Here is a 25,956-nt window from a genome sequence, read left to right on the forward strand (position 1 = left end):
GCTGGGACAGTGTGCCGACGGACAGCGGCCGTCGGCAGCCGGTGACCCGGCGTGCAACGGCCGCTGTACCCGCGCGGCGCCGCAAGTCGGGCCGCGCCTGTCGTTACGATACCATTGACTGCCGTATCGCTGCGCTAGCCGAGCCAGCGCTCGACGCCGAGCGTCAGCGCGTAACCCCCGGCGATCAGCCAGAGCTGCAGCAGCGCGCCGGCGATCAGCGCACGCGGCCCGGCCTCGCGAATCTGCGCGACCCGGGTTTCGATTCCGAGCGCGGTCATCGCCATTGTCAGCGCGAAGGTGTCTAGGCTATTGAGGATGTAGGACACGTGCGACGGGATCACGTGCAGCGAGTTCACCAGCACCAGCACGAGAAAGCCGAGCGCGAACCACGGCACGGGCAACTTGCCGCGCCGTGTGCTACTGCCGGCCGGTTGCGCATTGCGCGCGGCCCGGGCGATGAAGCCGGCGACCACGAAAATCGCCGGCACCAGCAGCATTACACGGGTCATCTTGACGATCGTCGCCACGTGTACCGTTTGCGCGTTGATCGCGCTGGCGGCGCCGACCACCTGCGCTACCTCGTGGATGGTGCCGCCGAAGTACAGACCGAGCCCGGTCGCGTCCAAATGAAGCCATCCGGCATTGGCCATCAGTGGATAGACGAACATCGACAGCGTGCCGAACAGCACCACCGTGCCGACCGCCATCGCACTCTTGTGTGGCTTGGATTGCAACGTGGACTCGAACGCGACGACGGCTGCCGCGCCGCAGATCGCGCTGCCCGCGGCTGTGAGCAGCGCGGTGTCCCGGTCTAGCTTCAGCCATCGGGTTCCGACCCACCAGCCAATAGCCAGCGTCGCAGCGACGACCACGACGGACATCGCCAGCCCGGTTAGTCCGACTTGCGCGATTTCCTGCAGACTGACGCGTAGCCCAAAAAATGCGACCGCGATGCGCAGCAGTTTGCGCGCGGAGAAGTTCACGCCGGCGGCCCAACTGTCCGGCATGGCGACGCGCAATGCGTTACCGTACACCGCACCGCACGCAATGCCCACGATCAGCGGACTCATGCCGAGTCTGGCGATGGGCGGCCACGCGGCCAATTGTGTGACTGCAAAGGCAAACAGCGCGACGAACAGCACGCCGTTGAGCAGCCCGCGGCGTGATGCCGCGCCCGCGCCCGCGGGCGTGCCCGGCGACAGCGAGGATGACTTGGAAATGAGGATGGACATGGCGTTCAAGTGACAGGTGACCTCGACAGTCCCATCCTAAATTGGATATATCGTTATGAAAAATCGTCATTTGAAATGTAAACTATCGGCTTAACTGATGGTTTGAATGCATGACCCCTGATCAACTTTTGACCTTTGCCGCCGTCGCGGAACATCAGAACATCAGCCGGGCGGCCGAAGCGGTGCATTTGTCGCAACCCGCGGTGTCCGGTCAGCTGCGGCTGCTGCAAGAGGAATTTGGCGAGTCGTTGTACGTGCGCAACGGCCGCGGCGTGCGGCTCACGGATGCCGGCCGGCAACTGGCCGTCCATGCCGCGCGGCTGCGCGATACGTGGCAACAGGCGCATGCGCTGCGCGACGCGTTGCGGGGTTTGGAGCGTGGCACATTGCGCATCGGGGCCAGCACGACGCCAGCCAGCTATCTGCTGCCGTATCTGGTCGCGCACTTTCACCGCGCCCATCCCGATATCGAGATCCGCACCATCTATGGCAACACGAGCGATGTCTGCCATGCGCTACAGGAGTTGGACATCGCGCTGATTGAAGGCAGTGTGCCCGCTGAGCTACCGGCCGACACGCACGTGCATCCGTGGCACGACGACGAGATTGTCGCGATCGTGCCAGCCGGTCACCCGCTGGCAAGCGATGGAGCCGCACCGTTGTCGCGGATCAGCCAGTTTCCACTGATCTGGCGTGAGTCCGGCTCCGGCGTGCGGCACGAGGTCGAGCGCGCGTTCGCGCGGGCCGGTGCGAGCGCGCGGGCCGCGTTGGAGTTGGCCGGCGTCGAGGGGGTGAAGGAGGCGGTGCGCGCCGGCATGGGCGTGGGTTTCGTGTCGGCGATGGCGATGCGGCATGAGGATGCGCGCCTGATCAGCGTGTCGCTGGCGCCGCAACCGCTGACGCGGCGTTTCTCGATCCTGGTCATGCACGGTTCGGCGGCGTCGCGCGCGGCGCTCAAATTCCTGGCCCTATGCGGCATCGACTCGGGATAGTCTCTATGGCGTGATGTGCAGCCTGTGCGGACCATTTCTGCCTCAATGAGGCACAGACCTCGCGCCTTTTGGGTGTGGACTGGGAACCGGTTCCCCGACATAGATTAAGACTGCACTGGCAGTCGAGGACGAACGATGATCGAAACCCTGTTGCCGCTGGATGTGGTGACCTACGGCGAAGCGATGGCGCTGTTCGTGGCGACTGAGCGTGCTCATGACCTTGCCCACGTCAGGCATTTCACCAAACGCATCGCCGGCGCGGACCTGAACGTCGCCACTGGGCTCGCGCGGCTCGGTTTCCGTGTTGGCTGGATCAGCCGCGTCGGCGCGGATTCATTTGGTCGCTATGTACTGGACGTATTGGCCGAAGAGGGGATCGATGCAACGCATGTGACGGTCGATCCGCGCTATCCGACCGGCTTCCAACTGAAAAGCCGCGCCGATGACGGCCGCGATCCGCAAGTAGAGCATTTTCGTCGTGGCTCGGCGGCAAGCCACCTGTCGCTCGACGACTATGCGGCCGATTACGTGCTCGGCGCGCGGCACCTGCACTTGACCGGCGTCGCCGCGGCCATCTCGGAGAGCTCCCGCGAGTTGGCATTCAAATTGGCTCGCGAAATGCGCGGGGCCGGCAAGACAGTGTCGTTCGACCCGAATCTGCGTCCGACGCTATGGCCATCGCGCGAAGCGATGGTCGAGCAGATTAATGCGTTGGCGGCGCTCGCCGATTGGGTGTTGCCGGGCGTGGCGGAGGGCGCGGTGTTGACCGGCAGCGGCGATCCGGCCGCGATCGCGCGCTTCTACATCGAGCGGGGCGCGCGTGGCGTGGTGGTCAAGCTGGGGGCGCACGGCGCGTACTATCGGCACGGCGATGATGAGGGCATCGTGCCGGGTGTTTACGTCGAGCGGGTGGTGGACACGGTCGGCGCCGGCGATGGCTTTGCGGTCGGCGTGATCAGTGCGCTGCTGCAGGGGCGCACGGTCCGGCACGCAGTCGAGCGCGGCAATCGAATCGGTGCGTTGGCGATCCAGGTCATCGGCGACAGCGAAGGCTTGCCTACACGGGCGGCGCTGGATGCGCTTGAGCAGTGAGTGTCATCGTGCGCGATCGGTGTACAGGAATCGGTCCCGTGTCCGTTGCGCGATGGCGAGTGGCCTGCCGTGCTCGTTGACCGCACCCTTGACGGGCAGCCGGGCGACACGGTTGGCTTGGACAATAGGCAGGCGACAGGCAGGTGATAGGCAAGCGACGCGCGTCGACACAGCAGTGCTGACGGCCGTCCTACGCGACCGCCCAGCCGCGCCGGATCAGCGCCGCGCACAGGAACCGATAGGGCGGCTCACTGCGGCGCAACAGTGGCGGCACGACCCGGGGTGCGAGACGGTGAGCGAGCACGGCGCACGCCATGCCGAGCAGCATGCCGCAGCCGACATCCAGCGGGAAGTGGATGCCCGCATAAATGCGGGCCCAGCCGACCAGCAGCCCGGCCAACGCCAGGGCCGCTCCGGCCACCCGAGTGCCGGCGTGCAGCAGTAGGCTGCAGGCGACTGAAAAGGCGAGCGTGGTATGGTCGCTGGGCAGCGATGCGTCGTCGATGTGAGCAATCCATGCGTGTCCCAGGCCGATCGCGAACGGCCGGGGGTGGGGCCACATTGCCCCGATGATCTGGGCGATTCCAACGCCGAGCGCGGCGGCCAGGGCGGCTTCGACGAAATGGCCGCGGCATGCTTGTGAGCGGCCGGCGGCAGGGGTGGGGACCCCCACGTGTGTTGGACGCGTGCGGCTCGGCACGCGCAACCAGCCGGCGACGAGCGTCGCCGGCATGGCCCAGATCAGCGCATTCGCGCAAAATGACATCAACGCGTGCATCGCCGGCGACGGCGCGCTTGCGTTGAGTAACAGGAACAGCGTTTGATTCAAGGATTCCATCGATGGGGGCGGCACGATTTCAGAAATGACGAACGCCCAAGGATATCGCAGCCACCTTAACGTGCGCTTAGCGCTGCGGCCACGGCAAGCTTGTCGCGGCGGCGGACTTCATAGGGCCGATACCTTCCCGACTTGCATGCGCGGCCCGTTATGATAGCCTCGGCACTCTTTCGAGGCTCCCCATCCATGGCCCGTCCGCCTTTTCTTTTTAATGATCCGCTGCGCGAGCACCTTGCCCGCGTCGTCAGCGACCTGTTGCCGGAAACCGCCCATTTCACCGATACGCAGACCGAGGCCGGCCATCCGGCGCTGCGCATCGACTGGACAGTCTCGCCCTTTTCGCGGCGGCACTCGAAGGTCATGCTCGATGTGGTGTTCGTCGATTCGAGTCTGGCGCGCTATGCGGCCGCGCCGCCCAACGAGCGCGCTCGGGCCGAAGCCGTGCTGCGCGCCTACTTAGAGGCGGTGATCGGTTCGATGGAAGAGCAGTACGCGCTGGGCAAGGAGATCGAGCCGGTGTCTGAGGTCGAGCTCGGGCGCGAGTTCGCATGACACGCGCGTTGCGGCCAGGCGCACGCCATGCCATACCAGTGCGATCGAGCTGACGAGCGCCGGTGCAGTCTGTGCGGTCGTGGCGCTGTTTCGTGAAGGCAGGTTGCCACAAAGCCGCTTTATCCGGCAGAAGCAGGTCGAGCTCGATGCCTTCTGGAGAATTGCTTTGGCCGCCTATACACGGGACAGCCGAAGCGGGAACTCATCCCGCCGTGAACGGCGGCCTGTTGGCAGCGGGGGCGGCGGGCGCAGTGGGATGGGCCGGCGCGAGGAGCCGATCTCGCAGCGCACGCCGGTCTGCGTCGTGTGGCGCACTGTTGTCAAAAATCAGCAGTTGAGGGTAGTCGGCCGGATCGGGCTCGAAACATCGTTGGCGGTAGGTTTCCCAATGCGCGAGCTTGTACGCGTCATGAACGTTCGCGCGCCGCACGATGCGCTCGTGCGCGATATGTTCCGGCACACTGACCCAGACCCAGTGCACGTCGACATGTGCCGGCACGCGCAGCCATTTGCGATCGAAGATCCGCCGGTCACGCACCTCCCGTGATAGAGGGCCGACAACAACCGCGCTGATGCCCAGCGACACGTTTTCGCGCGCGGTGTCGAGCAGCCCCTCGTATTCAGGGCCACGCAATGTCTGTAGATAGACAGGGCTGTCGCGGTCGTTCGGGTCGTGCGTGAGCGCCTGCATCGCGGCTGCGCTGTAGCGGCCGTACAGCGTGTCCTTGTCGAGCAGGCACAGCGGCTCACGCGTGGCCTCGAGCAACGCCGGAACCAGTTGCTTGGCCAGCGTGGTCTTGCCGGTGCCGGCGTGCCCGCAAAAGAAAAGTAATCGTGTCATCGTCGTGGCCGTCCGCAGCCCGCCCGGTGCAGCGCGACCGGGGCACGCGCGGGGAGTGCTCACGCGGACCAGTCGCGCCAACGTCAGGCGCGACCGTTCAGCGAGTCGGATCGCATCCGCGCCAAGTTTCCTTCGTTTTCCAGCCACATCGCGTTGATCACGCCGAAGCCCAGCGCCACGCCGATACCTAGTATCCAGCAGAAGTACCACATTGCGGTTTCCTCCATTGGGTTGGATGCTGTCTCGTGGCCGGCCGCAGCGGCACGCAACCGTACCCGATAAAGTCATGATGACCGCGCAAGCGTGCGCATGCAAGCATCACGATGCGCGATGCGTGGTGCAGTGCGCGGCGTTAACCGTTCGCGATGCTCGACGGCGCCGCTTGCGGCGCGTGACTTGCCGAGGGAATCAGCAACACCGGCCGCTGCGCGAGCCGCAGCGTCTGTTCCGCCACGCTGCCCAGCACCAGTCGGCGCACACCGCGCCGTCCATGGGTACCGAGCACGAGCAGATCCGCGTTGAACGCTTGCGCCGCCCGCACGATACACTCGGCAATCCCTTCGAGGGACGATGTCGTCAATATCTGCGGCGTGCCGGCGATGCCTCGAGCACGCATCGCGTCAGCCGCCTCGTCGATCACCCGTTGGCCTTCCTCGGTCTGCGCGCGCACGACGATGGACGGATCGTAGCCGGGCACCGAATAGTAGAGCGGGACGTCGTCGATGATGAAGACCGGCTGAAGCTGCGCGCCCTCGGACGCTGCAAGATCGAGCGCGGCGTTGAGTGCATGGCGTGAGGTGTGGCTGCCGTCGATGGCCACAAGGATGCGGTGGTACATGCTGGCGTTCTCCTGGTGTGATGGACCATTTGTGCGCCCGGGCGCGCGCACGCACCTTTGCATTATCGTCGCAAAGGGGGAACGCGCGCAGCGTGTGTCGCTCCCGGGGCTGAGAAATGGCTGCATATGGACCAGATTGCCCGTGTGCACGCGCAGCGGCTCCGGCGTCCGGGCTGGCGCGCCTTCGCACCTGGGGTAGCCACATCGAGGCTCGCCGTGCCAGGACTTGCGCCGGCTTGCGCGTTGGCGTGGTCCGCATCGTGCAGGCCGGCGGCCGCATGCGGCAGCGAGAAATGGATAAGCAAAAAGTCGCGCGCGGCATCGTCCGGCAATACCGCTTTCGGGCAAAAGCGGCGTGCCTGCGGCGTGCGTCAATGTGAATGGTAACGCGGTGCCCACCGGCAGGTTGTCGGCTGTCAATGGCGTGCGATTGTCGGGACGGAGGGGGATGCTGTCTGCATGGAAATCTGCGCTCTTTAGTGCGCTGGATGCGGGCGGCGCGATGTGGAAAAGGACGCTTCTCAGCTGCTGTACGAGGATGCACCGCGTCAAACCGATGTTCTATCAGACATCGTTATCGTAATCTTGAGTTCGCTTTGTCCCTTGTTTTGTCCCGCAAGGCCCGATAGTCTCGCCGGCGGTGTGGGGCGACTCGTGTTCGAACAAGGAGCGAAGGATGTTCAAAAAGCTGATTGGCGGTACCGTATTGGCGGCCAGTCTGGCGTGCGCCGGACTCGGCAGTGGTCATGCAGAACAAGCGGTAGACGTGGCACAGGTGGAGCCGGCGTTGCATGCGGATTGGGCCGGCGGGTCCGGCCGCGCCGTCAAGGTGATGATCGTTTCCATGTTCGGGCCAGAGGGCCAGGTATGGCTGGATCAGTTGGGACCGTGGCAAGCGATCCGCGTCCCGGGCTTGTCGCCCGACTATCCGTCTGTGCACTGCAATCGAAGTGACGTTTGCGTGCTGACGACCGGCATGGGCCATGCAAACGCGGCGGCATCGACGATGGCGCTGGTCCTATCCCGGCAGTTCGACCTGCGACGGACTTATTTCCTCGTCGCTGGGATCGCGGGCATCGATCCGGCGCAGGGCACGATCGGCTCCGCTGCTTGGGCGCATTATCTCGTCGATTTCGGTCTGCAATGGGAACTGGATGCGCGTGAGATTCCCGCCGGGTGGCAGTCCGGTTACCTCGGGGCCAACACAAAGGGACCCGCTGAGAAGCCGCCGCTGGATTATCGCACTGAGGTATTCAAGCTGAACGACGCGCTGGTACAGCGCGCGTTCGCCTTGTCGCGCGGCGTGCAATTATCGGATAGCGCACCAGCGCAGGTGGCCCGCGTGCGGTTCGGCTACGCACCGGCCAATCTGCCGCCGTCTGTAATCCAGTGCGATACGCTGGCGAGCGACACGTGGTGGTCCGGCACGCAGCTCGGTCAACGTGCGCGTGACTGGACAAAGCTATTGACGCACGGCAAGGGCGTCTATTGCACCACGCAGCAGGAGGACAACGCGACGTACGAGGCGCTCAAGCGGGGGGCCGCGGAGCACCGGGTGGACCTGTCGCGCGTAGCGGTGCTGCGCGCCGGCTCGGATTTCGATCGCCCGGCGGCGGGCCAGAGCAGCGCGGACAACCTGCTCAACTATGCGGCGCAGGGGGGCTTTCAGATTGCGTTGCAGAACCTGTACCTGGCCGGCAATCCATTGGTGCAGGAGATCGTGACGCACTGGAAGGCCTGGCGCGATGGCGTGCCGAAGCACTGAACTCGTCGCGCTCGTGCCGCTCGATGAAACGCTCAAGCCGGGCGGCGACCGCCGGCGCATCATGCAGTATCACCCAATGCGGCGCATCGATCTCAATGCGCTCGTACGGACCTAGCCAGCGTTCGAGTCCGAGCGATAGCGACGGATGGACGTAGCGGTCGCGCGTCGGCACCAGGCATTGCACTGGAGCATGGGTGCGCCGCTCACGCTGCACCTTGCGTCAGCGCAGCTCGGTGATTGCGTGCCAGCACCCGGCGGCTCACGCTCGCGGCGATACGTGGGAATACGCCGTGATCGGCGGTTGCGACGAAGGCTTGTACGCCGAGGATATCGATCTTCATCTGAAAGTTGAGCAATCAGCGGAGCGGATTCATTCTATGCGGCACGCGTGCGGCAGCCGACGCCACGACGCGGTAGACTTGCATCCGAAGCCCCTGTGGCGGTGCGAATGATTTGAGGTTACGATGCAGCAACAACATTTTGACGAGGCCAGCGAATGCGCGGCACACATTGCCAGCGCGACGCTGCCGACCCGCTATGGGATTTTTGCGTCCCACGTGTTTCGCGTCAGGGGCGATGGCACGGAGCACCTGGCACTGGTCATGGGGGAGGTGCGCGCGCGCGAGGCGGTGCTCACACGGCTGCATTCGGAGTGTCTGACCGGCGACGTGCTCGGCTCGTTCCGCTGCGATTGCGGCGAGCAGTTGGACGCGGCGCTGCGCCAGATCGCGGCTGAGGCGGCAGGCGTGCTGCTGTATCTGCGCGGACACGAAGGACGCGGCATCGGATTGTCGAACAAGATCCTCGCGTACGCATTGCAGGAGCAGGGCCGCGACACGGTCGATGCAAACCGGGACCTCGGGCTGCCCGATGATGCGCGCGAATACGATTCAGCCGCGAGCATCCTGCGCTGGCTCGGCGTGTCGTCGGTACGATTGATGAGCAACAATCCGGACAAGTTCGACACGCTACGGCGTCATGGTATTCCCGTGCATGACCGCGTCGACCTCGCCATCCCAATGCGCGAGGAAAATGAACGCTATATCTGGACCAAGCGCAAGCGCTTTGGCCACTATTTCAGCGAAAACGAATAGGGTACGAGTTGGCTCTGCGAGGCGCCCATCTGTGTCGATATTGGCAGGCACTTCAAAGGAAGTTCTGGCTGAGATTGGAAAACCGCTTGCCGGCCGCGTGTGAAAGCGGCCTGCGTCAGCAAGCGTTCGCCGTTGGAATAAGACTTGAGTTGGGATTGTTGTTGGGCGCAGGCGCAGAGAGCAAGAAGCTGCCGCGCTCGTAAGCAGGAAAACAAGGCAGGGAAATCGTTGTTCAGACCGGCACGCCATGACCATGCTTGACGAGGTGTCCGCACTGTCAAGCCCCGGCTCGCTGCTGTCGCCACACGCCCACGTGGTGGCTCCGTATGACCTAGAGGTGACCGGCAAACGGGCGCATGGCTATCGGCCGTTGTCGACGGTGAGCTGGATCCGCAATGCGAATGCGGCGCCCTTCACGATTGACTATCGCCAGCAAACGCATTTGCATCTGATCAATGGCATGGGCGTCACGCTCGGCGACTCGATTATTGGTTTGAGCGCGCTAGATGCAATCCGACGTCTGCATCCGTCGTTGTCGGTGACGATCTATCGGCCCGCCCATGCGCCGGATTACGTGAAGCAACTGTATGCATTGGCGGCACCCCGCTTCGGCGGCATGATCGACTTGCCGGTGCCGCTCGACTCGATTCCGGCAACCGAGCTTGCCATCGACGTTGGCAACCATCTTTTCTGGCCGGGCTTCGCGACCCTACCAATGATCGATTTTTTCCTGTGCGCGCTCGGCATGGCGCCCCACACCGTGCCCGCGCGGTACAAGGCGAACGAATGGCTCACCACACTAACATTACCAGCTCCCGGCGGGGCGTGGCGTGCGCGTGGCTACACGTTGCTTTGTTCGGAGGCGAGCACGCCGGTGCGCAGTATCCCGGCCGCCGTGCGCGTGTCGATCGTCGATGAGATGTGGCGCACCTTTGGCTTGCCGGTGCTGGGCTTCGGCACGCTGGAGCACGATCACTATACGGATATTGCCGCACTGTCGCCCGATACCGCGAGCTTTCTAAGTTGGATCGCCCATGCCCGCCACGTGGTGACGTCCGACACGGCCGCGGTACACGTGGCGGCAGGCTTTGGCGTGCCAAGTACTGCGTATTTCACGACGATTGCACCGGCGCTACGCGTGCGCGACTATCCATACTGCGAGGCGTTCGCACTGGACGTGCCGGAATTGGACGAGATGCATGCGAGCGGGCGGGAGGCCGACTTGCGTCGGGTCGAGCGCGCATACCAAGAATGGCATGCGGCCCGCGGCAACTGGTTGCCACCCCGTGATTGCGCGCCGGGGCAATCGGTGCTGAGCCAATTGATGACGAGCCAACCGAAACTGACCCTGCCGGAAATGACGCCGAGCGGGCTCGGCTAGCCGGCGACGTCGGTCCGCAACCCATAGTCGCGCGTGAGTCGATACAGCGAGACCGAGTTGGCCGCCAGGTGGGCCGCACGATGGACGCGATCACGCTGGCGGTGTAAACGTCTGCTTGTTGCTGTAAGCCTTCGCGCCGGAAAGCCATCAAAGCGCTCCAAGCTGGTATGCGTTCTTGGCGGCCTGGTCAGCCGGGAAGCCGCGTCGATCGGCGGTTGTGCTGCGGGCCACCGCACGACAGGCTGGCAGCACACGCTCGGCGCGAACGCCGGCTGCGCGTGGCGCGAGCGTATCAGAAGCGCATCCCGACGCCGATGCCCGCCACCAGCGGGTCGATCTTCAATGAGCCAAGCTGCGTGTCGCCGATCGATGCGCTGGTGCGCATCCAGATCTTCTTGATATCGGCGTTGACGAAGACGCGCTTGGTCACTTGCACGTCCACGCCAGCCTGCAGCGCCGGGCCGAAACTGGAATGCTTGATTGACACCGGCGTGTCGCCCGCATGCAGCCCATCATTATAGAAATAGGTGTAGTTCAACCCGGCACCCACATACGGGCGGATCGTGCCGGCTGGATTGAAGTGATATTGCAACAACAACGTAGGCGGCAGCACGTTGACACCACCCAATGCGCCGATGTTGGACGTGACCTGGTGCCGCGATGTCCCAAGGATCAACTCGATGCCGAGGTTGCGTGTCGCCATGTACGTAAAATCGAGTTCCGGAACGATCGCATTGTTGACCCCGGTGCCAAGTTGGCCGAGTGTGCCACTGGCCGACACGTCGGGTTGAATGCTGATCGCGCGCAAGCGGGCCAGGATATCACCCTGCTCGGCATGGACGGGCGCCGCGAATACAACGGGCGCCGCGAGCAGCAGGCCGGCTGCGATACGATAAAATGCGTTCATGGTGTAATCCTCTTGTGCAATGTTGTGGGTGGGCCATGCATATTGTCGAACGCACGTTCACACCCTGTATTGACGTGAGTCAATACCCGTGCTCTTGCTAGGAGATGGGCCGCCGCGAGCCGGGATCGGTGCAGGAAGCGGCTACGTCAAAGTTGCGCGTGCAACCAGCGTGGCGGCGTGGGCGTCGATTGCGCCACGGTCGCCGGCACACTTCGCTTGTTTGCTGTCGGGCGTCCATCTGACGGATGAGTGTGCCGCCCGGCAGTCCTTGCGCACGCGACTAGCTGTTGAGGCTTACTTATCGATGCGTTGCCGTGCACCGAAAACGGCAAGCTCAAACGGTTCGCGTTGCTGCGGCAGACTGGATGACGCCAAGCGGGCAGTGCCACGCCATGGGCGTGGACCACGCCGGCGATGACCGTACTCAGTTTTTTCCCATGGTTGCCGCCACGAACGCTTGGACGAGTGCGGATGCATTGCTCCGGTACAGCATCGCAACGGCAGTGGTATTGCCGGTGCCGGCCAGCCGAATGAAACGCACGCCTGCCGGCGCGATCAAGCGCATGCTTTCCGCAACCAGTGATACGCCGAAACCCGCTTCGATCAGACTCAGTTGCGTTGTCTTGCGTGACGTTACGCGAGCCGAACGTGGAAAGTAGCCGTTTTTCATGCACAATTCTGCGACACGAAAACTGAGCCCACCTCGTTCGTGATGCGGCAGTGACACGAACGGCTCCTCGCGTAGCTCGGCAATCGAGACTGCTTCGCGTCCCGCAAGCGGATGCGTGGCACTGACGGCAAGCATCAGTGGCTCCGAATAAAGCTCGTCAGCACGCACCCCGGGATATTCCAGGTGAACGGGCAGTCGTACAAAGCCGACATCGTTCACGCCTTGCTCGATACTCGCCATCTGCTCCTCGGATGGCATTTGAGACACCTGCGCTGAAACGTGCTCGTTGGCGTCAAGATAGCATCGAACGCGTTCCAGCAAGGGTCCAGCAAATGGCACCGAGCTTGAATGGACCAGGCGGATGATGCCTTGCTCGCCACGATTCGCATGACGCGTCTGCACAAGCGTTTCATTGAGGTTGAACAGTAGACGCTTGGCGCCATCATACAGCGCCTTCCCAGCCCGGGTCAGTTCAACCCGGCGCGCACCGCGCACGAGTAACTGCACTTGTGCCGTTGCCTCTAGCTCCTTGATCTGCCTGCTCAATGCGGATTGCGCGATGAAAAGCCGCTCGGCGGCAAGACTGTAGCTGCCCGCCTCGACAATTTCCACAAAGTAACGCAGTTGCCGTAGCGACATCATGCTCCATGCCTCATTGAGATAGCACTTTGCCAAAATTATATTGGTTGGCCCAAATTTAGCGCGATATATTGCCTGCGGATTTGGCGGTTAGGCTAAATAAATGGGCTGATAAATAAGGGACATAACATATTCTGTGGTTTTCCCCTATTTCTAGTGACTGGTGGATAACACCAAAATAGCAATAAATCAAGGGGCCGCAATTGATATTCGATCTGACTGTAACGCATGTGTTCATCGTATGGTTAGGGATCGCATTAGCGTACGTCGTGTTTGGCATGACTGGATTTGGCACGGCACTGGTGGCCAGTCCGCTGTTGGCTCAGTTCATACCGGTATCGCACATCGTCCCGCTGCTCGCATTGCTGGATTTTTGTGCGGCCACCACGAATGTGGTGCGAGACGGCAGAAAAGCCGAGCTTGGCGAATTGAAGCGACTGGTTCCTTTGATGGTTGCCGGCAGCGGAATGGGTGCGGTGATTTTGTTGGCGACGAAACCGGATTTGCTGTTGTTGCTACTTGGGATTTTTGTGATCGGTTACGCGGCATACTCGCTAAGTGGCTATCGGCCAATGACCCAATTGAGTTCATGGTCGTCGGTGCCTTTCGGCCTTGTGGGTGGCATCTTCAGCGCGTTATTTGGTAGTGGCGGTTTTATTTATGCGATTTACCTGCAGGGCAGGCTTGAAAACAAGGAGCATATCCGCATCACGCAAACCACGCTGATTGGATTGTCGACGCTCACCAGGTTGGTGATGTTTCTGGTGGCCGGCGTCTACGCCAACCGCAGCCTGCTGCTGCTCGCGGTGCTGCTCGCGCCAGGCATGCTGGCTGGCGTGTGGATGGGACGCCGCATCACGCTGAAGCTCTCGCGTGAGCAATTCGTCAAGCTGGTGAATAGCGTCATTCTTGTATCCGGCGTGTTTTTGCTGGTGCGGTATTTTTCGTCAATTTCATAGGCTATACCCGGCCGGATCGGGCGGTTCCATAGCGCTGTAGGCAGTCGCGGTTAGACTCAACGTTACCAGGAGTATTCATGACTCAAAGCACATCCGCGGCATTGAAGTTGAAAGCCGCAGAGAAGGACGAAATGTTGACGGCTGACGAGTATCTTGCCAGTCTCGACGACGGCCGTGAAGTGTTCATCTATGGTGAAAAGGTTCGATCCGTCACGCAGCACGTGGCGTTTCGCAATAGTGCGAGATCAATCGCTCGGTTATACGATGCGCTGCATGCACCGGCGTTCCGAGACACCATGACGACACTGGATCCGGCCGGTTATCGCACGCATCGCTATTTCACCCCAGCGCGTTCGGCCGACGACTTGCTGCGGGCCCGCGCCGCAATCGCACACTGGTCGCGGCTGTCATATGGCTTCATGGGGCGCACGCCCGACTATAAGGCGGGCTTTACCGCAACGTTGCTGTCCGATCCTGACTTCTATGATCCGTTCCGCGATAATGCGATCCGCTGGTATCACGAGACGGCGCGCAAGGTGCTGTTTATGAATCATGTCCTGGTGAATCCACCGGTGGGCCGGGCCAAGGCGATTGACAGCATGCGTGATGTCTATCTGCACGTGGAAAAAGAGCGTGACGACGGTATTGTCGTGCGTGGCGCCAAGATGGTGGCGACTAGTGCGGCGATATCGAATGCCACGTTCGTAGCACAGAACAGTGCAACGCAGTACCAGCAGGGTCGGGAGGAGGATTTTGCGCTGTGCTTCATTTTGCCAATGGGCACGCCAAACTTGAAGATTGTTTGTCGGCGCTCATACGAAGCTTCGTCGTTAAGTCCGTTTGACAATCCGTTGTCCAGCCGTTTTGACGAGAATGACTCGGTGCTGATTTTCGATGGCGTGTTCGTGCCATGGGAAAACGTATTGATCTACCGGGACATACCGAAGGCGCGCAGTTTCTATTCGGCCTCGGGATTCCTGAATCGTTATCCGTTGCAGTCCGGCACGCGGCTCGCGGTCAAATTAGATTTCCTATGCGGCGCGTTGATTAAGCTGCTCGAATCGAACGGCAGCTACGAATTCAGGGGCGTGCGCACGAAGGTGGCCGATGTAGTCGGCTGGCGCAACGCGATGTGGGCGATGACCGAAGCGATGTGCATGGCGCCGCAAAAGCGCAGCGACGGTTCTGTCGTACCGCGGCTCGAAGCGGCAACGACAGTGCGGCACTTCGGCGCGCAGGTGATGACCCACATCAAGCCGATTTTCGACACGATTCTCGGTGGCTCGCTAATCATGCAGGTGGCCAGTTTCGCAGACATGCGCAATCCAGAATTGTCTGGGCTCATCGATACGTACTTTCAAGGTACCGATTCGAGCGCACAGGAGCGGCTCAAGCTTGTGAAGTTGCTGTGGGACGCGATCGGCAGCGAGTTTGGCGGCCGGCATGAGCTTTACGAGTACAACTATGCGGGTAACCATGAGCAGGTACGGCTGGACATGCTGAACCATTCCACCGCATGTGGCGCGATCGACCAATGTAAGTCGCTTGTCGAGCAGTGTCTTGCCGATTACGACGTCGATGGCTGGCACGATCCGTCATGGCAGTTTGACGGCCAGCGTGAAGTCCACCCGTTTGCGTGATGAGGCGAATAATGATCTATTCTGGAAAGTGGGACCGGGATGCACTCGACTACCGGGCACTGCGCGACCAATGGCACGTGGTCGCCCGCTCGGACGATGTGGCACGCGATATGCCGCTCGCCGTGCGCTTGCTGGGTGAGGACTTGGTGCTGTGGCGGGACCATGCCGGCATCAACGCGTGGCTCGATTATTGCGGCCACCGTGGCGCGCGGCTTTCGCTGGGTTGTGTGCGCGACGGGGAAATTGAGTGCCCTTATCATGGATGGCGTTATGCGTCGTCGGGACAATGCACGAAAGTACCTGCGCATCCGGACCAAACGCCGCCCGCGCAGCGGCTTGTCCGCGTGTACCGTGTCACTGAGCGCTACGGACTAGTCTGGGTCTGTGTCGGACAACCGGCGTCCGACGTGCCGCCGTTCCCCGAATGGGATGACGCGAGCTTCCGCAAGGTGTATGCGGGACCTTACCGCTATCGGGCCAACGCATTGCGCTCAGTAGAGAACTTCCTCGATGCTTCGCATTTTCCATTCGTGCATGCGAATCTGAACGGCGATCCAAATTGTCCCGATAAAATTGAGGACTACGAAGTGAAAATGACGCAAAACGGTCTTGAAACATCGGAAATCGAGGTATTTCAGCCGTATGGCGATCACCGTGGGATCCCGGTTACCGCTCGTTATACCTATCACGCTTTTCGGCCCACGACCGCCTATTTCTCGAAGAAGACCGGTGTGACTGAACGCTTTTGCACGTTTTTGAATGCGACGCCCGTTGATGAGGACGAGTGCGTGATACAGCTTATTGTGGCGATTAACTTCGGTGAAAATTTGAGCGACGCACAAATCCTCCAGCGCCAGGACCGGGTGTTTGAACAGGATCGCCACATCGTCGAATCGCAGCGTCCCTATCGGCTACCACTGGACTTGCGCGAAGAGATGCATGTGCGCAGCGACCGCCTCGCGGTGGAGTATCGACGCTGGTTGCGTGCGCTAGGTGAGGCTGCAACAGCGGATTGCGGTGTGCGCCAATYTGCTGGCGCGCAGCAGCATACCAGCAGTGAGCGTTCAAAGGAGTCGTATCATGCATAAGCAGACGCTGGACGCATTGTCCATGCTCGAGCACCGTGAGTCCAATGCCCGTACGTATGCGCGCTCGATCACTCGCGTCCTCACGCGAGCAGAGCTTGCGACAGTCTACGATAGTGAAGGCCGTCAGTATTTGGACTGCCTCGCGTGCGCCGGCGCGCTGCCGTTGGGACACAATCACCCGTACGTTATGGAGCGGGTCAGCCAGTTTCTCGCATCGGGCCACATCCTGCAGGCACTGGACATCGTGACGCCGGCGAAGATTGAATTTGTCGAAGCGTTATATCGCGTATTGCCGCCGCAGTTTGCCAACGATGCCAAGCTTCAGTTTTGTGGACCGACCGGCTCGGACGCGGTCGAGGCGGCGATCAAGCTATTCAAGACGGTCACAGGCCGGCGGTCGGTACTGGCATTTCATGGCGCGTATCACGGCATGACGATGGGCGCGTTGAGTCTGATGGGCAACCGGGGGCCGAAGGAAAGCGTGGCCGGGGCGATGGCGGAAGTGCATTTCTTGCCTTATCCGAATGCCTATCGATGCCCGTTCGGTGTTGGCGGTGCACAAAGCGATGCGTTGTCGTTGACGTATATCCGCCACCTTCTTGAGGATCCGGAGAGCGGCATCACGAAGCCCGCGCTGATCCTGCTGGAAGCGGTACAGGGCGAGGGCGGCTGCATTCCGGCCAGTGCCGGCTGGTTGGCCGGATTATCTGAGCTGGCGCTGCGTCATCAGATTCCGCTTGTCATTGATGAGGTGCAGACCGGCTTCGGTCGTACCGGCACAATGTTCGCGCATGAGGTGGCTGGCATCATACCAGACGCGATCGTTATGTCTAAGGCAGTGGGCGGTGGTTTTCCACTGTCCGTGCTTGCCTATCGGCGCTGCTACGACGGTTGGCGACCTGGTGCCCATGCGGGGACGTTTCGCGGCAACCAAATCGCACTGGTCGCAGGTGCAGCCACGCTCGAATTTCTACGCTCGCAGGGCATCGCGCAGCAGGCAGCTGAGCGTGGGGCTAGGCTGCGCGCCGGCCTCGAATCGTTGCAGCGGCGCTACGCGTGTATCGGCGATGTGCGTGGCCGCGGGCTGATGCTCGGCATCGAGATCGTTGATCCGCACGGTCCGCCGGATGCGCGCGGATTACCGCCAGCGGCGGGGGAACTGGCGCGGCGCATCAAGCATGCTTGCCTGGACGAAGGCTTGATCATTGAGACGGGAGGACGTCACGGTGCGGTGCTGCGGCTGCTGCCGCCGCTGATCATTACAGAGGCTGAAACGGACGAAATACTCGCTCGTCTCGAACGAGCGTTGTCGACGGTGATCAGCGCGATGGATGCGCCGTTGCTGGCCCCTGCTGGCGTTAGCTGCAACGCTCACAATCCTGTATCGGAGACCTTATGAAAGCAGGACACGACGCCGCCACGGCGCTTGAACCTTGCGTTCACGATGTGATTGGAATCGGCTTTGGCCCCGCCAACATTGCGCTTGCCGTAGCGATCGAGGAGCTGACCGACGGCCTCGACGTTTTGTTTCTCGAAAAGCACGATGCGGCTTATTGGCAGCAGGGCATGCTGTTGGAGGAGTCGGATATTCAGAACCATCCGCTGCGCGATCTGGTCACGCCGCGCAATCCACGCAGTCGCTATTCGTTCACCAATTTCCTGTTTGAGAACGGGCGATTATTCGAGCACTTGAACCTCGGGTTATCGTTTCCATTGCGGATCGAGTATGCGCAGTACGTGCAGTGGGTGGCCAGCTTCTTCGCGCATCAAGTCAGCTATGGCGTGGACGTGACGAGCATCGAGCCGGTCATCGACGCGTGCTCTGGGCTGCTGGATGGCTATGTGGTGCGCGATTGCACCGGCCGCGCATGGCGGGCCCGCTCGGTCGTCGTCGCGCCGGGGCGTACGCCGAACGTGCCGGCGCAGTTCGCCGGCTTGGACGATCCGCGCATTGTCCACTTAAATGACTATCTCTTTGCGCTGCGACGGGTGTGTGACGGCGGCCGCAAGCCGCGAATCGCGGTCATTGGTGGTAGCCAGAGCGCAGTTGAGATTTTGCTGCACGCGTACGGTACCGGCTCGTGTGCTTCGGTTGTCGGTATCACGCGTAACTTTGCATTCCGGCAGAAGGACACGAGCCCGTTTTCCGACGAAGTTTATTTTCCTGAGTTTGTCAAAACATTCTTTTTTGCGGATCAAGCAACGCGCAATCGGCTGCGCGCGGAACTGATGCCGACCAATTATGCTTCGGCGGACAAGGACGTACTCGATGCGCTGTACGTCAAGCGCTACGTGAACCGGATATTGGGACGCGAGGGTCTAGCGATACGGACCAATACGTACGTCGACGCGGTGACGGCCACAGCAGAGGGGATTCGCCTGGCGCTCGTCAACTCGGTGAGCGGTGAGCATGCGCTCGACTGCTTTGACCTGGTCGTGCTGGCAACGGGCTTTCTTGACATTGGCGATGGTCCACGGTACGAGCCCTATCCACCGCTGCTGCGGCAGCTGGCGCCGCTGCTCGACTTAAGCCGCGGGCACCTGGACGTGTCGTTCGACTACCGCGTGCATTTCTCGTGTGCCGTGGCGCCGGATGCACCGTTGTATCTAAACGGGCTATGCGAGTCATCCCACGGCATGGGGGACTCTGGTTCGTTCAGTCTGCTGGCGTTGCGCTCCGAGGCCATTGCGCGGTCGCTCTATGCGCAGCTGTCGCGCCCCGCGGCACGTGCCGGCTCGAATACCGTCGCGCCTTCTGCCACGGCCATTACGGCCATCCACGATACGGACAAAAATGGAACCTCTAGCGAATCAACCCGTTTCGTTTCATTATGATGCGTTCCGCTTTACTGATCCGGAGCGGATCGACGCGATCATCGACAGCTTTCCGCTGGCGTTGATTGCCAGTACGGACGCGGGGTTATCTCACGCGAGCCATGTCCCGCTTTTTCGCGAGCGCCAGTCGCGCAATCTATTCGGTCACGTTGATGCGGCAAATCCTCAGTTCTGTGGTGCCAACACGACGCGTGCGCGTATCGTGTTCACCGGACCCGACAGTTATATTCCGCCCGAAGCGTACGTGACACGACAGCTTCCGACGTGGAACTACGTGGCCGTCCATCTGGTGGGCACTGTGCATGTTGTGACCGATCTGGCGCAGAAGATCGAGGTGCTGCGCGAGACAGCGGCCCGCTTGCAGCCCGACGATGCGCGATGGCAGTTCGATGCGAATGATGAACGGGTGGCGCGGTTCGCGCCGGGCGTGCTCGCGTTGCGCGTGCACGTCGAGCATGAGGAGGCGCGCATCAAGCTTTCGCAGGACAAGGGCTTAGAGGACCAGTATGCGGCGCTCGACTGCCTGTTGTCTACGCGCGCGCGTAGTTTGCGGCCGCTGTTGGAGACATTCCTGCCGCCCTGGGAGGAGGCCGCGCATGCTCGATGACGCGCAGGTCGTAACCTCGCTTCGCAGCAGCGGAATCGAGCCGGATGCAAGCCAGCGCCGGGCGATCGAAGCGTTATGCATGCTACTTGTGACACCGGGTCGGCGCTGGTTGGGTGCGCTGCACCGGTTACATGGCGTGTATTGCTATGGTCTACCCGGACGAGGCAAAAGCATGGTCGTCGATGCGGTTTTTCAGCTCGCGCCAGGATCGAAGCGGCGGATTCATTTTCATGAGTTTCTGCGGGACATCCACTGCAGGTTGGTGAAGGCACCGCGCAGCAGCGATCGGCTCGCGGACGTCGCGAAGGCTTGGCTGCATGGCGTCGATCTGCTGTGCTTTGATGAATTTCATGTGCATGACATCGCCGATGCGTTTCTCATTGGGCGCTTTCTGACGACCGCCGTCGCCGAGGGCGTGCGTATCGTGCTTACATCGAACTATGCGCCAGACGATCTGCTGCCGAACCGGGAATACCACGCGCGTTTCGCACCGACGATCGACATGATTAAGCGTCATTTCACGATCGTGCACTTCGATGGACCGCGCGATTATCGGTTCAGTGAGGCGGATACCGCGCAGCCCCGGTTTTTTTCGCCGCTTGCGCTGGCTCGCGAGCCGTTGCGCGCCATTTTCGTCGCTCGAGAAGGCGAAGCTGTACTGCAACCTGGCGTTGTGGAGTTAGCTGGTCGGCCGTTGCCGGTGAGCGCCGCAGGTGAGTCAACGGTGTGGGTGGATTTCGACGTGCTTTGTATGGCGCAGCGTTCGCATGTCGATTACCTGGCGATGGCTGATCGCTGGCGATGGGTCATCATCGACAACGTCCACGCGACGGCACTGGCAAATCCCGATACATTGCAGCGTCTGGTGTGGTTGATCGACATCCTGTATGACCGCAAGTGCGGTGTCTGTATCGCATCGGACATCGCGATCAGCGATGCGCTCAATGGTCTCGAAGGTGCGCATGATCTGTCGAGGACAGTCAGCCGCCTTGCCGAGATGCAGTCTCGTGCCTACGCTTGTTTCACGGAAAATCCACTGATCATTGCTCAGGAAAACTGATTATGCCCCTCATTAAAATCGAAGAGCAGCAGCCGCGCACAGCGGACGAGAAGGTTCGACTCGTCGACTTGCTGTTCAGCGTACTTCGACAAACACTGGGTGTCAGCCCGAACGAATTGCAAGCGAGATACCAGACGTTCGAACCAGAGGATTTTTATCCGCCGGCGGGCACCGGCGAGTATTTGGGGATCGAGATTACGCTGTTCGCCGGACGCTCGCTCGATGTCAAGCGCCGACTTTACGGACGCATTGTCGCGGAGGTTGCGCAGGCGCGCCAGATTGATCCATCCCGCATCCTAGTCCTGTTGCGTGAAGAGCCGCTCGACAACTGGGGATTACACGGCGGCCGTGCCGCCACGGACCTGAAGTTCGATTACGCGATTGCGATATGAAATGCGATGAATCCGGCTCGGCGGATTCCGACGCCGGATCGACGCACGTGCCGGCAGACACTTTCCCGTCGGCCGGTATTGCGTTCTGGTGTCAAGGCACCGGCCTGGTCGTGTCCGCCGTCGATCGACGACAGCTCGCCTCCCCGACGTTGTGGCGCATGCTGGAGGCAGCGCGGCGATCGCTTCAAGGTGCCGCTTGTGCGGCGGCAGCGCCCGGCTCTGACGGTGGTGACGGGCATGCGTCTGATGAGTCGCCGGTGAGGTCGCGCGACCCATGAGCGGCAACCATTTGCCGGCATGCCGCGCCGGTATGGACACAGCACTCGCTGTTTGTCGCCAACGGCTTTATCCTTTGTCGGTTGCAAAAATGGGATTCTTAAATTACCGCGCTTGATCAAGCCGGACAATGGGAGCGAATTCCTCTCCAAGGTGCTCGACAAGTGGACGAATGAAAACGGCGTCAAGGATCGACTTCTCTCGCCCCGGCAAGCCAACCGATAACGTGAAGAACGAGTCTTTCAACGGGCGCTTCCAAGAGAAATGCCTGAGCGCGCATGGGTTCTTGTCACTTGAGGACGCTAGGCGCCAAATCGAGGCTTGGCGCTGGTATTATAATGAGGCGTTTTCCCACTGGGTATTGGTATTGCAGAGGATATTGCAGTGGAGGACGCCGTCAGAGTGCGCCCGTCAGTGCGGGCCCCAGGACGATTCTGTCACCCCGAAGCGCTGGAAATTCCACTTGAGAACGGCCTTGATGTGAGGGTAGCCTCACCGATATTCTCGGAGCATCAGAATATCGGGACCTGCTCCGTGATTTGCGTGTATAGTGGCCGACGTCCCCTGTTGAGGAGCGACTATGTCGACACCGCTGCGACTTCTATACAAGGGGTTCGAGCTTCGTCCGCTCGTTTTCGCGCGCCAATTCAGCCGTTTCGACGGCCACTCGCGCTATGCCGAAGGTTATGATGTTGCTGTGCGCATCTGCCGTCTGGGAACAGACGGCGTCGCGGGCGCGGGCCGCGTGTTCAAGGTAGACCAGGAACATGTGTTTGCCGATTTCGGCGTGGCTCGACGCGCCGCTTGTCAGCGAGCGCAGGACATCATCGACGGCAAGGTGGACGGCGCGTCGGTGATCGGCATGTGAGCGGGCCAGCCGCTACTGGCTTTCGCTGATGTTTCGCACGAGTATGCGGCGCCTTTGGTTTCGCACAGGCGTGCGGTGCTTTTTTCCCATTGAACTCAAAGGAATGATTTGACTACTGTTATCCCGAAGCCCAATGAGCCCGTCGAGGTTGCACTCCGGCGTTTCCGCCGTTCGATCGAAAGCACCGGCTTGATCAAAGAGTTGCGTGCCCGTATGGCATATGAAAAGCCCACCACAGAGCGCAAGCGCAAGAAGGCAGCCGCCGTGGCGAGATTGCGCAAGCAGATGCGCCGCTCTTTGCCGCCCCGGAAGTTGTATTGACCCATATCGCGCGCGGCGAGTCAGCCGCCCGGTGCGCGCATCCAATACAGCGATAGCGACACCAGGGAGCCAGCCGTGGACAGCAGGATCATCTGCGACGTCACGGCGGCTGCGCGGCGGTAAAACAACAGAGAACGTGACGACCAGCGCCAGATTGGCCAGTTGCGACCAGTCCGAATGGGCGGTGATGTCGAACAGCAGCGCTGGCAGCGCGAGCCATACGACAAAACGGTTCAATTCGGACGCGGCCGTCTGGCCAAGCAGTGCGCGCCGGCGGCACACGAAGCCGGGCACCTGATCGGCGCGCCGGGATTCGCGTCTACGGTTCAGTCCATCTTTCGAGCGGAATCCTACCGGTTCGGTGACGTGCCCGCATCCGGCCCGCTCGGCTGCTGGGCCGTCGCGCGCGCATCGATTACGAAGTTGCGCTGTGGATTGGCCAACTCGATGCCCCGTTCCGTGAAACGCTCCAACACGCGCCGGTTGAATTCACGCTGAACCGGCCAGCGACGGGTATCGCGGCACGCGATCTGACCGACCAGCGTAATGCTCGCGCCATCGATTTGGTCGACGCCCCAAAAGCTGAAGTCGGACAAAATACCATCCTTGAACTTGTCATCGCTGCGCAACTCGGCACCGATATCGACCAGTGTCTGGATCGCGTACTGGACGTCTGCTCCTGCTGCGATCACCACCTTTACCGCGGCGTTGCCGATGCCGCGATTGGTGTTGTTGACCGTCGTGACAGAGCTGAATGGCACCGTGTACAACGAGCCGTCACCGCCACGCAAACGAACAGTGCGGATAGACAAATACTCGACAGAGCCCGATACGCCGGCGACCGTCACCCAGTCGCCAACCTGCATCGCGTTTTCCATCAATAGGAAAATGCCGGTGATGAAGTCTTGCACCAGCTTTTGCGAGCCGAATCCAAGCGCGACGCCGAAGATGCTCGCGCCGGCCAGCAAGGGGCCCGTGTTGACGCCAATTTGGCTCAGCGCGGTGAGCCCGACGATCATCAGGGTCGCGATGAACAGCGTGGTACGCAGCATCGGCAATAGCGTGCGCAGCCGTGCCGCCCGGATCACGTCGCCAGCCGCCGTCCAGCGCTCAAGCCGACGCTCGGCTCCCACGTTTGCGATCTCCCAGACCAACACGGCGACCAGCGCCGCGATCGCGATCGTCACCAGCGCCGAGCCAAGTCGGTTGCCGATCGGATTGTGGACAAGAAACGTGCCGACATGTAGCCCCCATATCGACAGCAGCACCAACAAAGTTGCCACGCCGATCACTACGGACAAGACTTTGCGCAGCAGCGGATAATAGCGGTACGCACGTCGACGTCCGACGCTGGAAATGCTGTCGTCCACGCCTTGTCCAAACACGCGTCCGAGCGCGCCGAACACAACAATGGCAACGACGCGTGCGGCGAGCAGCACGGCGAGTGACAGTCCGCCCAGGTGCAACACCATCTCGTAGCCGTGGCGCACGTCGAGCGCCCAGACCAGCCACAGCGCGAGGATCACGAATACTGTCGAGCCTGCCCAGATGTCCGCCAGCCAGTGGCCCAGGTACGCGAGCGCTGGCCGTTTCGTGAAATAACCACGGATTGCCCGCGCCACGGGTACCCGGCATTGTAGGATCGCGATCGCCGCCATGATGTGTACCGCCAGCGCGACCAGCTTGACCAGTGCCAACTGCGCCTCCTGCGTCATGCCGAGCCGGCCGGCTGCGCCCGCCAATGCTCCGCCGGCCCCTGCGACGACCACTATCCGAGTCATCCAGCCTTGTGCAAACGACGCCCAGCGATCTTGCAAAGGAAGTAGCCGCAGGTGTGGCGCGTTGGGCGCAAAGAAGAATGCGCATGCGAGTAACACCGCTCGTCCAATCACGTACGCGTCAACGACCACGCCCACCGCGCTCGCTGCCTGAGTGTTGGAATCGTCCAACACGGACAGCAGCATGGACGCACACAGCGCAAACGCAGTCAATGGCACCGCGCCAAGTAACAAGTGAACCAGCGCGCGCGGTAGCACTTGTAAGCGACTCCAATGGTGTGCCGCATGCGACGCAAACGCTCGCGGCGCGCTTGCGTCGCCGGGCCGGAGGTCACTTTGGCGCGATGGGGCAGGTGGCTCATGCGGTGTGGCATGATGGGCCGCGAGCGCACTGCGTGAGCGCCGCACCGTCCGTCGAACCAGCATTTCTAGCATCAGTGACGGCACCAGCGCGGCAAGCAGTAGTTCCAGCAGCCCTAGCAACGTATGCCTGCCCTGTGGGCTAGATAAATGCCACGCCCACCATTGACGCACGGACGGAAAGTCGAGCAGAGCCGAGCTTGATAGGCGCACGCGCTGCCCGAAAGTGGAAGCGGATTGTGCAATGTGCCGCGATAACTGTGTCACCAGTCCATCCGCGTCGAGTGCCTTGGCCAACGACCCAGCCGGACCACTGGCGGCCGGCGGCGCATTCGCGGCGACGGCAGGGGGCGGCGGTACGGTCGGGCTTGCCAGCGTACCCGCCGCGGCGATCGCCCGCAGCGTGTCCTCGAACTGCGCGCGGCGCCGAGGATCGTTCAATACTTGCAGAGCGGCACGCGCCTGCTCCGGCGTGAGCGCGACTACGGTGTTGCTCGCGGACGTGGCCGGCGTGCCAGATGACGGTGACGCAGCAGCGCTAGGAGTGGGAGTGGGCGCTGCGCTTACTCGCACTGCGACAGACAAAGCGACCACCATCACTACGAATACGGTTGCGACCCAAACAAGCTGACGGGTGGGTTGGCAAAGCGGCGGGCGGAAAGAAACGGGCATGGCAGTGATTCGAAAAGGCATAGATCGATTACGATAGCGTTCGCGCAGAGGAATTCAACCTTGACGCCATTTCAGGCCGATGCAGCAACATGTCGATGTCCTATTGCTACGGTACGCTACGTTGCAACAGATACGTTGGACATCCCAAGAAAACCGGCGCCGATCAGCTAAGCATTTTTTATCATCGAATCGTCAAGTGACGTGTCCTGCTTTCAAGCGGGGTCGGCTTTGGCAGATGAGTGCAGGTAAAATGGCGTTG

At 61.6% G+C, this 25,956-nt stretch carries 26 protein-coding genes and 3 pseudogenes; 19 read left to right on the forward strand and 10 right to left on the reverse strand.

Going from position 1 to position 25,956, the window contains the following annotated elements:
• Window positions 1–134: 134 nt before the first annotated feature.
• Window positions 135–1,232, reverse strand: coding sequence for a YeiH family protein (locus RBRH_RS12925; protein ID WP_049786574.1), 1,098 nt, complete (start codon window positions 1,230–1,232; stop codon window positions 135–137).
• 110 nt (window positions 1,233–1,342) lie between these two features.
• Here RBRH_RS12925 and RBRH_RS12930 point away from each other — a divergent pair, with 110 nt between their 5' ends.
• Together RBRH_RS12930 and RBRH_RS12935 are read left to right on the forward strand one after the other, a co-directional pair.
• A complete protein-coding gene (locus RBRH_RS12930; RefSeq protein WP_013428481.1) occupies window positions 1,343–2,224 on the forward strand; it encodes a LysR substrate-binding domain-containing protein in 882 nt (293 codons plus the stop codon).
• Between the two features lie 135 nt (window positions 2,225–2,359).
• Entirely contained in the window at window positions 2,360–3,316 is a 957-nt protein-coding gene (locus RBRH_RS12935) for a sugar kinase (RefSeq protein WP_013428482.1), read from the forward strand.
• Between the two features lie 190 nt (window positions 3,317–3,506).
• Here RBRH_RS12935 and RBRH_RS12940 read toward each other — a convergent pair whose 3' ends face one another.
• Entirely contained in the window at window positions 3,507–4,154 is a 648-nt protein-coding gene (locus RBRH_RS12940) for a phosphatase PAP2 family protein (protein ID WP_041754695.1), read from the reverse strand.
• A gap of 186 nt (window positions 4,155–4,340) precedes the next feature.
• Here RBRH_RS12940 and RBRH_RS12945 point away from each other — a divergent pair, with 186 nt between their 5' ends.
• On the forward strand, window positions 4,341–4,706 hold the full coding sequence (locus tag RBRH_RS12945) for a DUF3022 domain-containing protein (RefSeq protein WP_049786515.1): 366 nt from the start codon (window positions 4,341–4,343) through the stop codon (window positions 4,704–4,706).
• A 37-nt stretch (window positions 4,707–4,743) separates the two neighbouring features.
• Window positions 4,744–4,922, forward strand: a pseudogene (locus RBRH_RS20470) (saccharopine dehydrogenase family protein); the annotation flags it as partial.
• On the opposite strand, the gene RBRH_RS12950 reads toward RBRH_RS20470, so the two are convergent.
• The 3 genes from RBRH_RS12950 to RBRH_RS19230 all read right to left on the reverse strand — a co-directional run bounded on the left by RBRH_RS12950 (window position 4,909) and on the right by RBRH_RS19230 (window position 6,385).
• Window positions 4,909–5,547, reverse strand: coding sequence for a P-loop nucleotide/nucleoside kinase family protein (locus tag RBRH_RS12950; RefSeq protein WP_049786575.1), 639 nt, complete (start codon window positions 5,545–5,547; stop codon window positions 4,909–4,911). The pseudogene RBRH_RS20470 and the gene RBRH_RS12950 overlap by 14 nt on opposite strands.
• 83 nt (window positions 5,548–5,630) lie before the next feature.
• The gene (cydX, locus tag RBRH_RS16785; RefSeq protein ID WP_041754696.1) at window positions 5,631–5,759 is read right to left on the reverse strand and encodes a cytochrome bd-I oxidase subunit CydX; all 129 of its coding nucleotides are present in this window, start codon (window positions 5,757–5,759) and stop codon (window positions 5,631–5,633) included.
• 140 nt (window positions 5,760–5,899) lie between these two features.
• On the reverse strand, window positions 5,900–6,385 hold the full coding sequence (locus RBRH_RS19230) for a universal stress protein (RefSeq protein WP_041754698.1): 486 nt from the start codon (window positions 6,383–6,385) through the stop codon (window positions 5,900–5,902).
• 676 nt (window positions 6,386–7,061) lie between these two features.
• Between RBRH_RS19230 and RBRH_RS12965 the strand changes: the two genes are divergently transcribed.
• The gene (locus RBRH_RS12965; protein WP_083813536.1) at window positions 7,062–8,150 is read left to right on the forward strand and encodes a purine-nucleoside phosphorylase; all 1,089 of its coding nucleotides are present in this window, start codon (window positions 7,062–7,064) and stop codon (window positions 8,148–8,150) included.
• The gene (locus RBRH_RS21130) at window positions 8,131–8,265 is read left to right on the forward strand and encodes a hypothetical protein (RefSeq protein ID WP_332415664.1); all 135 of its coding nucleotides are present in this window, start codon (window positions 8,131–8,133) and stop codon (window positions 8,263–8,265) included. The genes RBRH_RS12965 and RBRH_RS21130 overlap by 20 nt, the downstream gene beginning before the upstream one ends.
• 88 nt (window positions 8,266–8,353) lie before the next feature.
• Here RBRH_RS21130 and RBRH_RS19235 read toward each other — a convergent pair whose 3' ends face one another.
• Entirely contained in the window at window positions 8,354–8,491 is a 138-nt protein-coding gene (locus RBRH_RS19235) for a hypothetical protein (protein ID WP_157864523.1), read from the reverse strand.
• Between the two features lie 123 nt (window positions 8,492–8,614).
• On the opposite strand from RBRH_RS19235, the gene ribA reads away from it, so the two are divergent.
• Window positions 8,615–9,244 carry a GTP cyclohydrolase II gene (ribA, locus tag RBRH_RS12970; protein WP_013428490.1) on the forward strand — a complete coding sequence of 210 codons (630 nt, stop codon included), beginning with the start codon at window positions 8,615–8,617 and terminating at the stop codon, window positions 9,242–9,244.
• 247 nt (window positions 9,245–9,491) lie between these two features.
• On the forward strand, window positions 9,492–10,625 hold the full coding sequence (locus RBRH_RS12975) for a glycosyltransferase family 9 protein (RefSeq protein WP_013428491.1): 1,134 nt from the start codon (window positions 9,492–9,494) through the stop codon (window positions 10,623–10,625).
• Between the two features lie 292 nt (window positions 10,626–10,917).
• On the opposite strand, the gene RBRH_RS12980 is transcribed toward RBRH_RS12975, so the two are convergent.
• A complete protein-coding gene (locus RBRH_RS12980; protein WP_013428492.1) occupies window positions 10,918–11,532 on the reverse strand; it encodes an OmpW/AlkL family protein in 615 nt (204 codons plus the stop codon).
• A 424-nt stretch (window positions 11,533–11,956) separates the two neighbouring features.
• On the reverse strand, window positions 11,957–12,844 hold the full coding sequence (locus tag RBRH_RS12985) for a LysR substrate-binding domain-containing protein (RefSeq protein ID WP_041754700.1): 888 nt from the start codon (window positions 12,842–12,844) through the stop codon (window positions 11,957–11,959).
• Between the two features lie 200 nt (window positions 12,845–13,044).
• On the opposite strand from RBRH_RS12985, the gene RBRH_RS12990 reads away from it, so the two are divergent.
• The 11 genes and pseudogenes from RBRH_RS12990 (at window position 13,045) to rpsU (ending at window position 22,887) form a co-directional block, all read left to right on the forward strand.
• Window positions 13,045–13,800 (forward strand): sulfite exporter TauE/SafE family protein, encoded by a 756-nt coding sequence (locus tag RBRH_RS12990; RefSeq protein ID WP_013428495.1) that lies wholly within the window; start codon window positions 13,045–13,047, stop codon window positions 13,798–13,800.
• A 77-nt stretch (window positions 13,801–13,877) separates the two neighbouring features.
• On the forward strand, window positions 13,878–15,440 hold the full coding sequence (locus RBRH_RS12995; RefSeq protein ID WP_013428496.1) for a 4-hydroxyphenylacetate 3-hydroxylase family protein: 1,563 nt from the start codon (window positions 13,878–13,880) through the stop codon (window positions 15,438–15,440).
• Window positions 15,441–15,451: 11 nt separating this feature from the next.
• Complete coding sequence (locus tag RBRH_RS13000; protein WP_041754701.1) at window positions 15,452–16,528, forward strand: aromatic ring-hydroxylating dioxygenase subunit alpha; 1,077 nt, start codon at window positions 15,452–15,454, stop codon at window positions 16,526–16,528.
• A complete protein-coding gene (locus RBRH_RS13005) occupies window positions 16,521–17,927 on the forward strand; it encodes a diaminobutyrate--2-oxoglutarate transaminase family protein (protein WP_157864524.1) in 1,407 nt (468 codons plus the stop codon). Before RBRH_RS13000 ends, RBRH_RS13005 begins: the two co-directional genes overlap by 8 nt.
• Window positions 17,924–19,363, forward strand: a complete 1,440-nt coding sequence (locus tag RBRH_RS13010) for a SidA/IucD/PvdA family monooxygenase (protein ID WP_013428499.1) — start codon at window positions 17,924–17,926, stop codon at window positions 19,361–19,363. The genes RBRH_RS13005 and RBRH_RS13010 overlap by 4 nt, the downstream gene beginning before the upstream one ends.
• A complete protein-coding gene (locus RBRH_RS16400; RefSeq protein ID WP_083813560.1) occupies window positions 19,323–19,970 on the forward strand; it encodes an FMN-binding negative transcriptional regulator in 648 nt (215 codons plus the stop codon). The genes RBRH_RS13010 and RBRH_RS16400 overlap by 41 nt, the downstream gene beginning before the upstream one ends.
• Window positions 19,960–21,030 (forward strand): cell division protein ZapE, encoded by a 1,071-nt coding sequence (gene zapE, locus RBRH_RS13020; RefSeq protein ID WP_049786517.1) that lies wholly within the window; start codon window positions 19,960–19,962, stop codon window positions 21,028–21,030. The genes RBRH_RS16400 and zapE overlap by 11 nt, the downstream gene beginning before the upstream one ends.
• Window positions 21,031–21,032: 2 nt before the next feature.
• Window positions 21,033–21,422: a tautomerase family protein gene (locus tag RBRH_RS16405; RefSeq protein WP_049786518.1), complete on the forward strand. Its 390-nt coding sequence runs from the start codon at window positions 21,033–21,035 to the stop codon at window positions 21,420–21,422.
• 381 nt (window positions 21,423–21,803) lie between these two features.
• Window positions 21,804–22,182 (forward strand): annotated as a pseudogene (locus RBRH_RS13035) (integrase core domain-containing protein); the annotation flags it as partial.
• Between the two features lie 96 nt (window positions 22,183–22,278).
• On the forward strand, window positions 22,279–22,566 hold the full coding sequence (locus tag RBRH_RS13040) for a hypothetical protein (protein ID WP_013428506.1): 288 nt from the start codon (window positions 22,279–22,281) through the stop codon (window positions 22,564–22,566).
• 108 nt (window positions 22,567–22,674) lie between these two features.
• Window positions 22,675–22,887, forward strand: a complete 213-nt coding sequence (gene rpsU, locus RBRH_RS17725; protein WP_013428507.1) for a 30S ribosomal protein S21 — start codon at window positions 22,675–22,677, stop codon at window positions 22,885–22,887.
• 126 nt (window positions 22,888–23,013) lie between these two features.
• Here rpsU and RBRH_RS17730 read toward each other — a convergent pair.
• Window positions 23,014–23,217: pseudogene (locus RBRH_RS17730) on the reverse strand (hypothetical protein); the annotation flags it as partial.
• Between the two features lie 20 nt (window positions 23,218–23,237).
• The gene (locus RBRH_RS13050; RefSeq protein WP_013428508.1) at window positions 23,238–25,718 is read right to left on the reverse strand and encodes a mechanosensitive ion channel family protein; all 2,481 of its coding nucleotides are present in this window, start codon (window positions 25,716–25,718) and stop codon (window positions 23,238–23,240) included.
• Window positions 25,719–25,956: the final 238 nt, after the last annotated feature.

The sequence above is a fragment of the Mycetohabitans rhizoxinica HKI 454 genome (genome assembly GCF_000198775.1).
Lineage (GTDB): Bacteria > Pseudomonadota > Gammaproteobacteria > Burkholderiales > Burkholderiaceae > Mycetohabitans > Mycetohabitans rhizoxinica.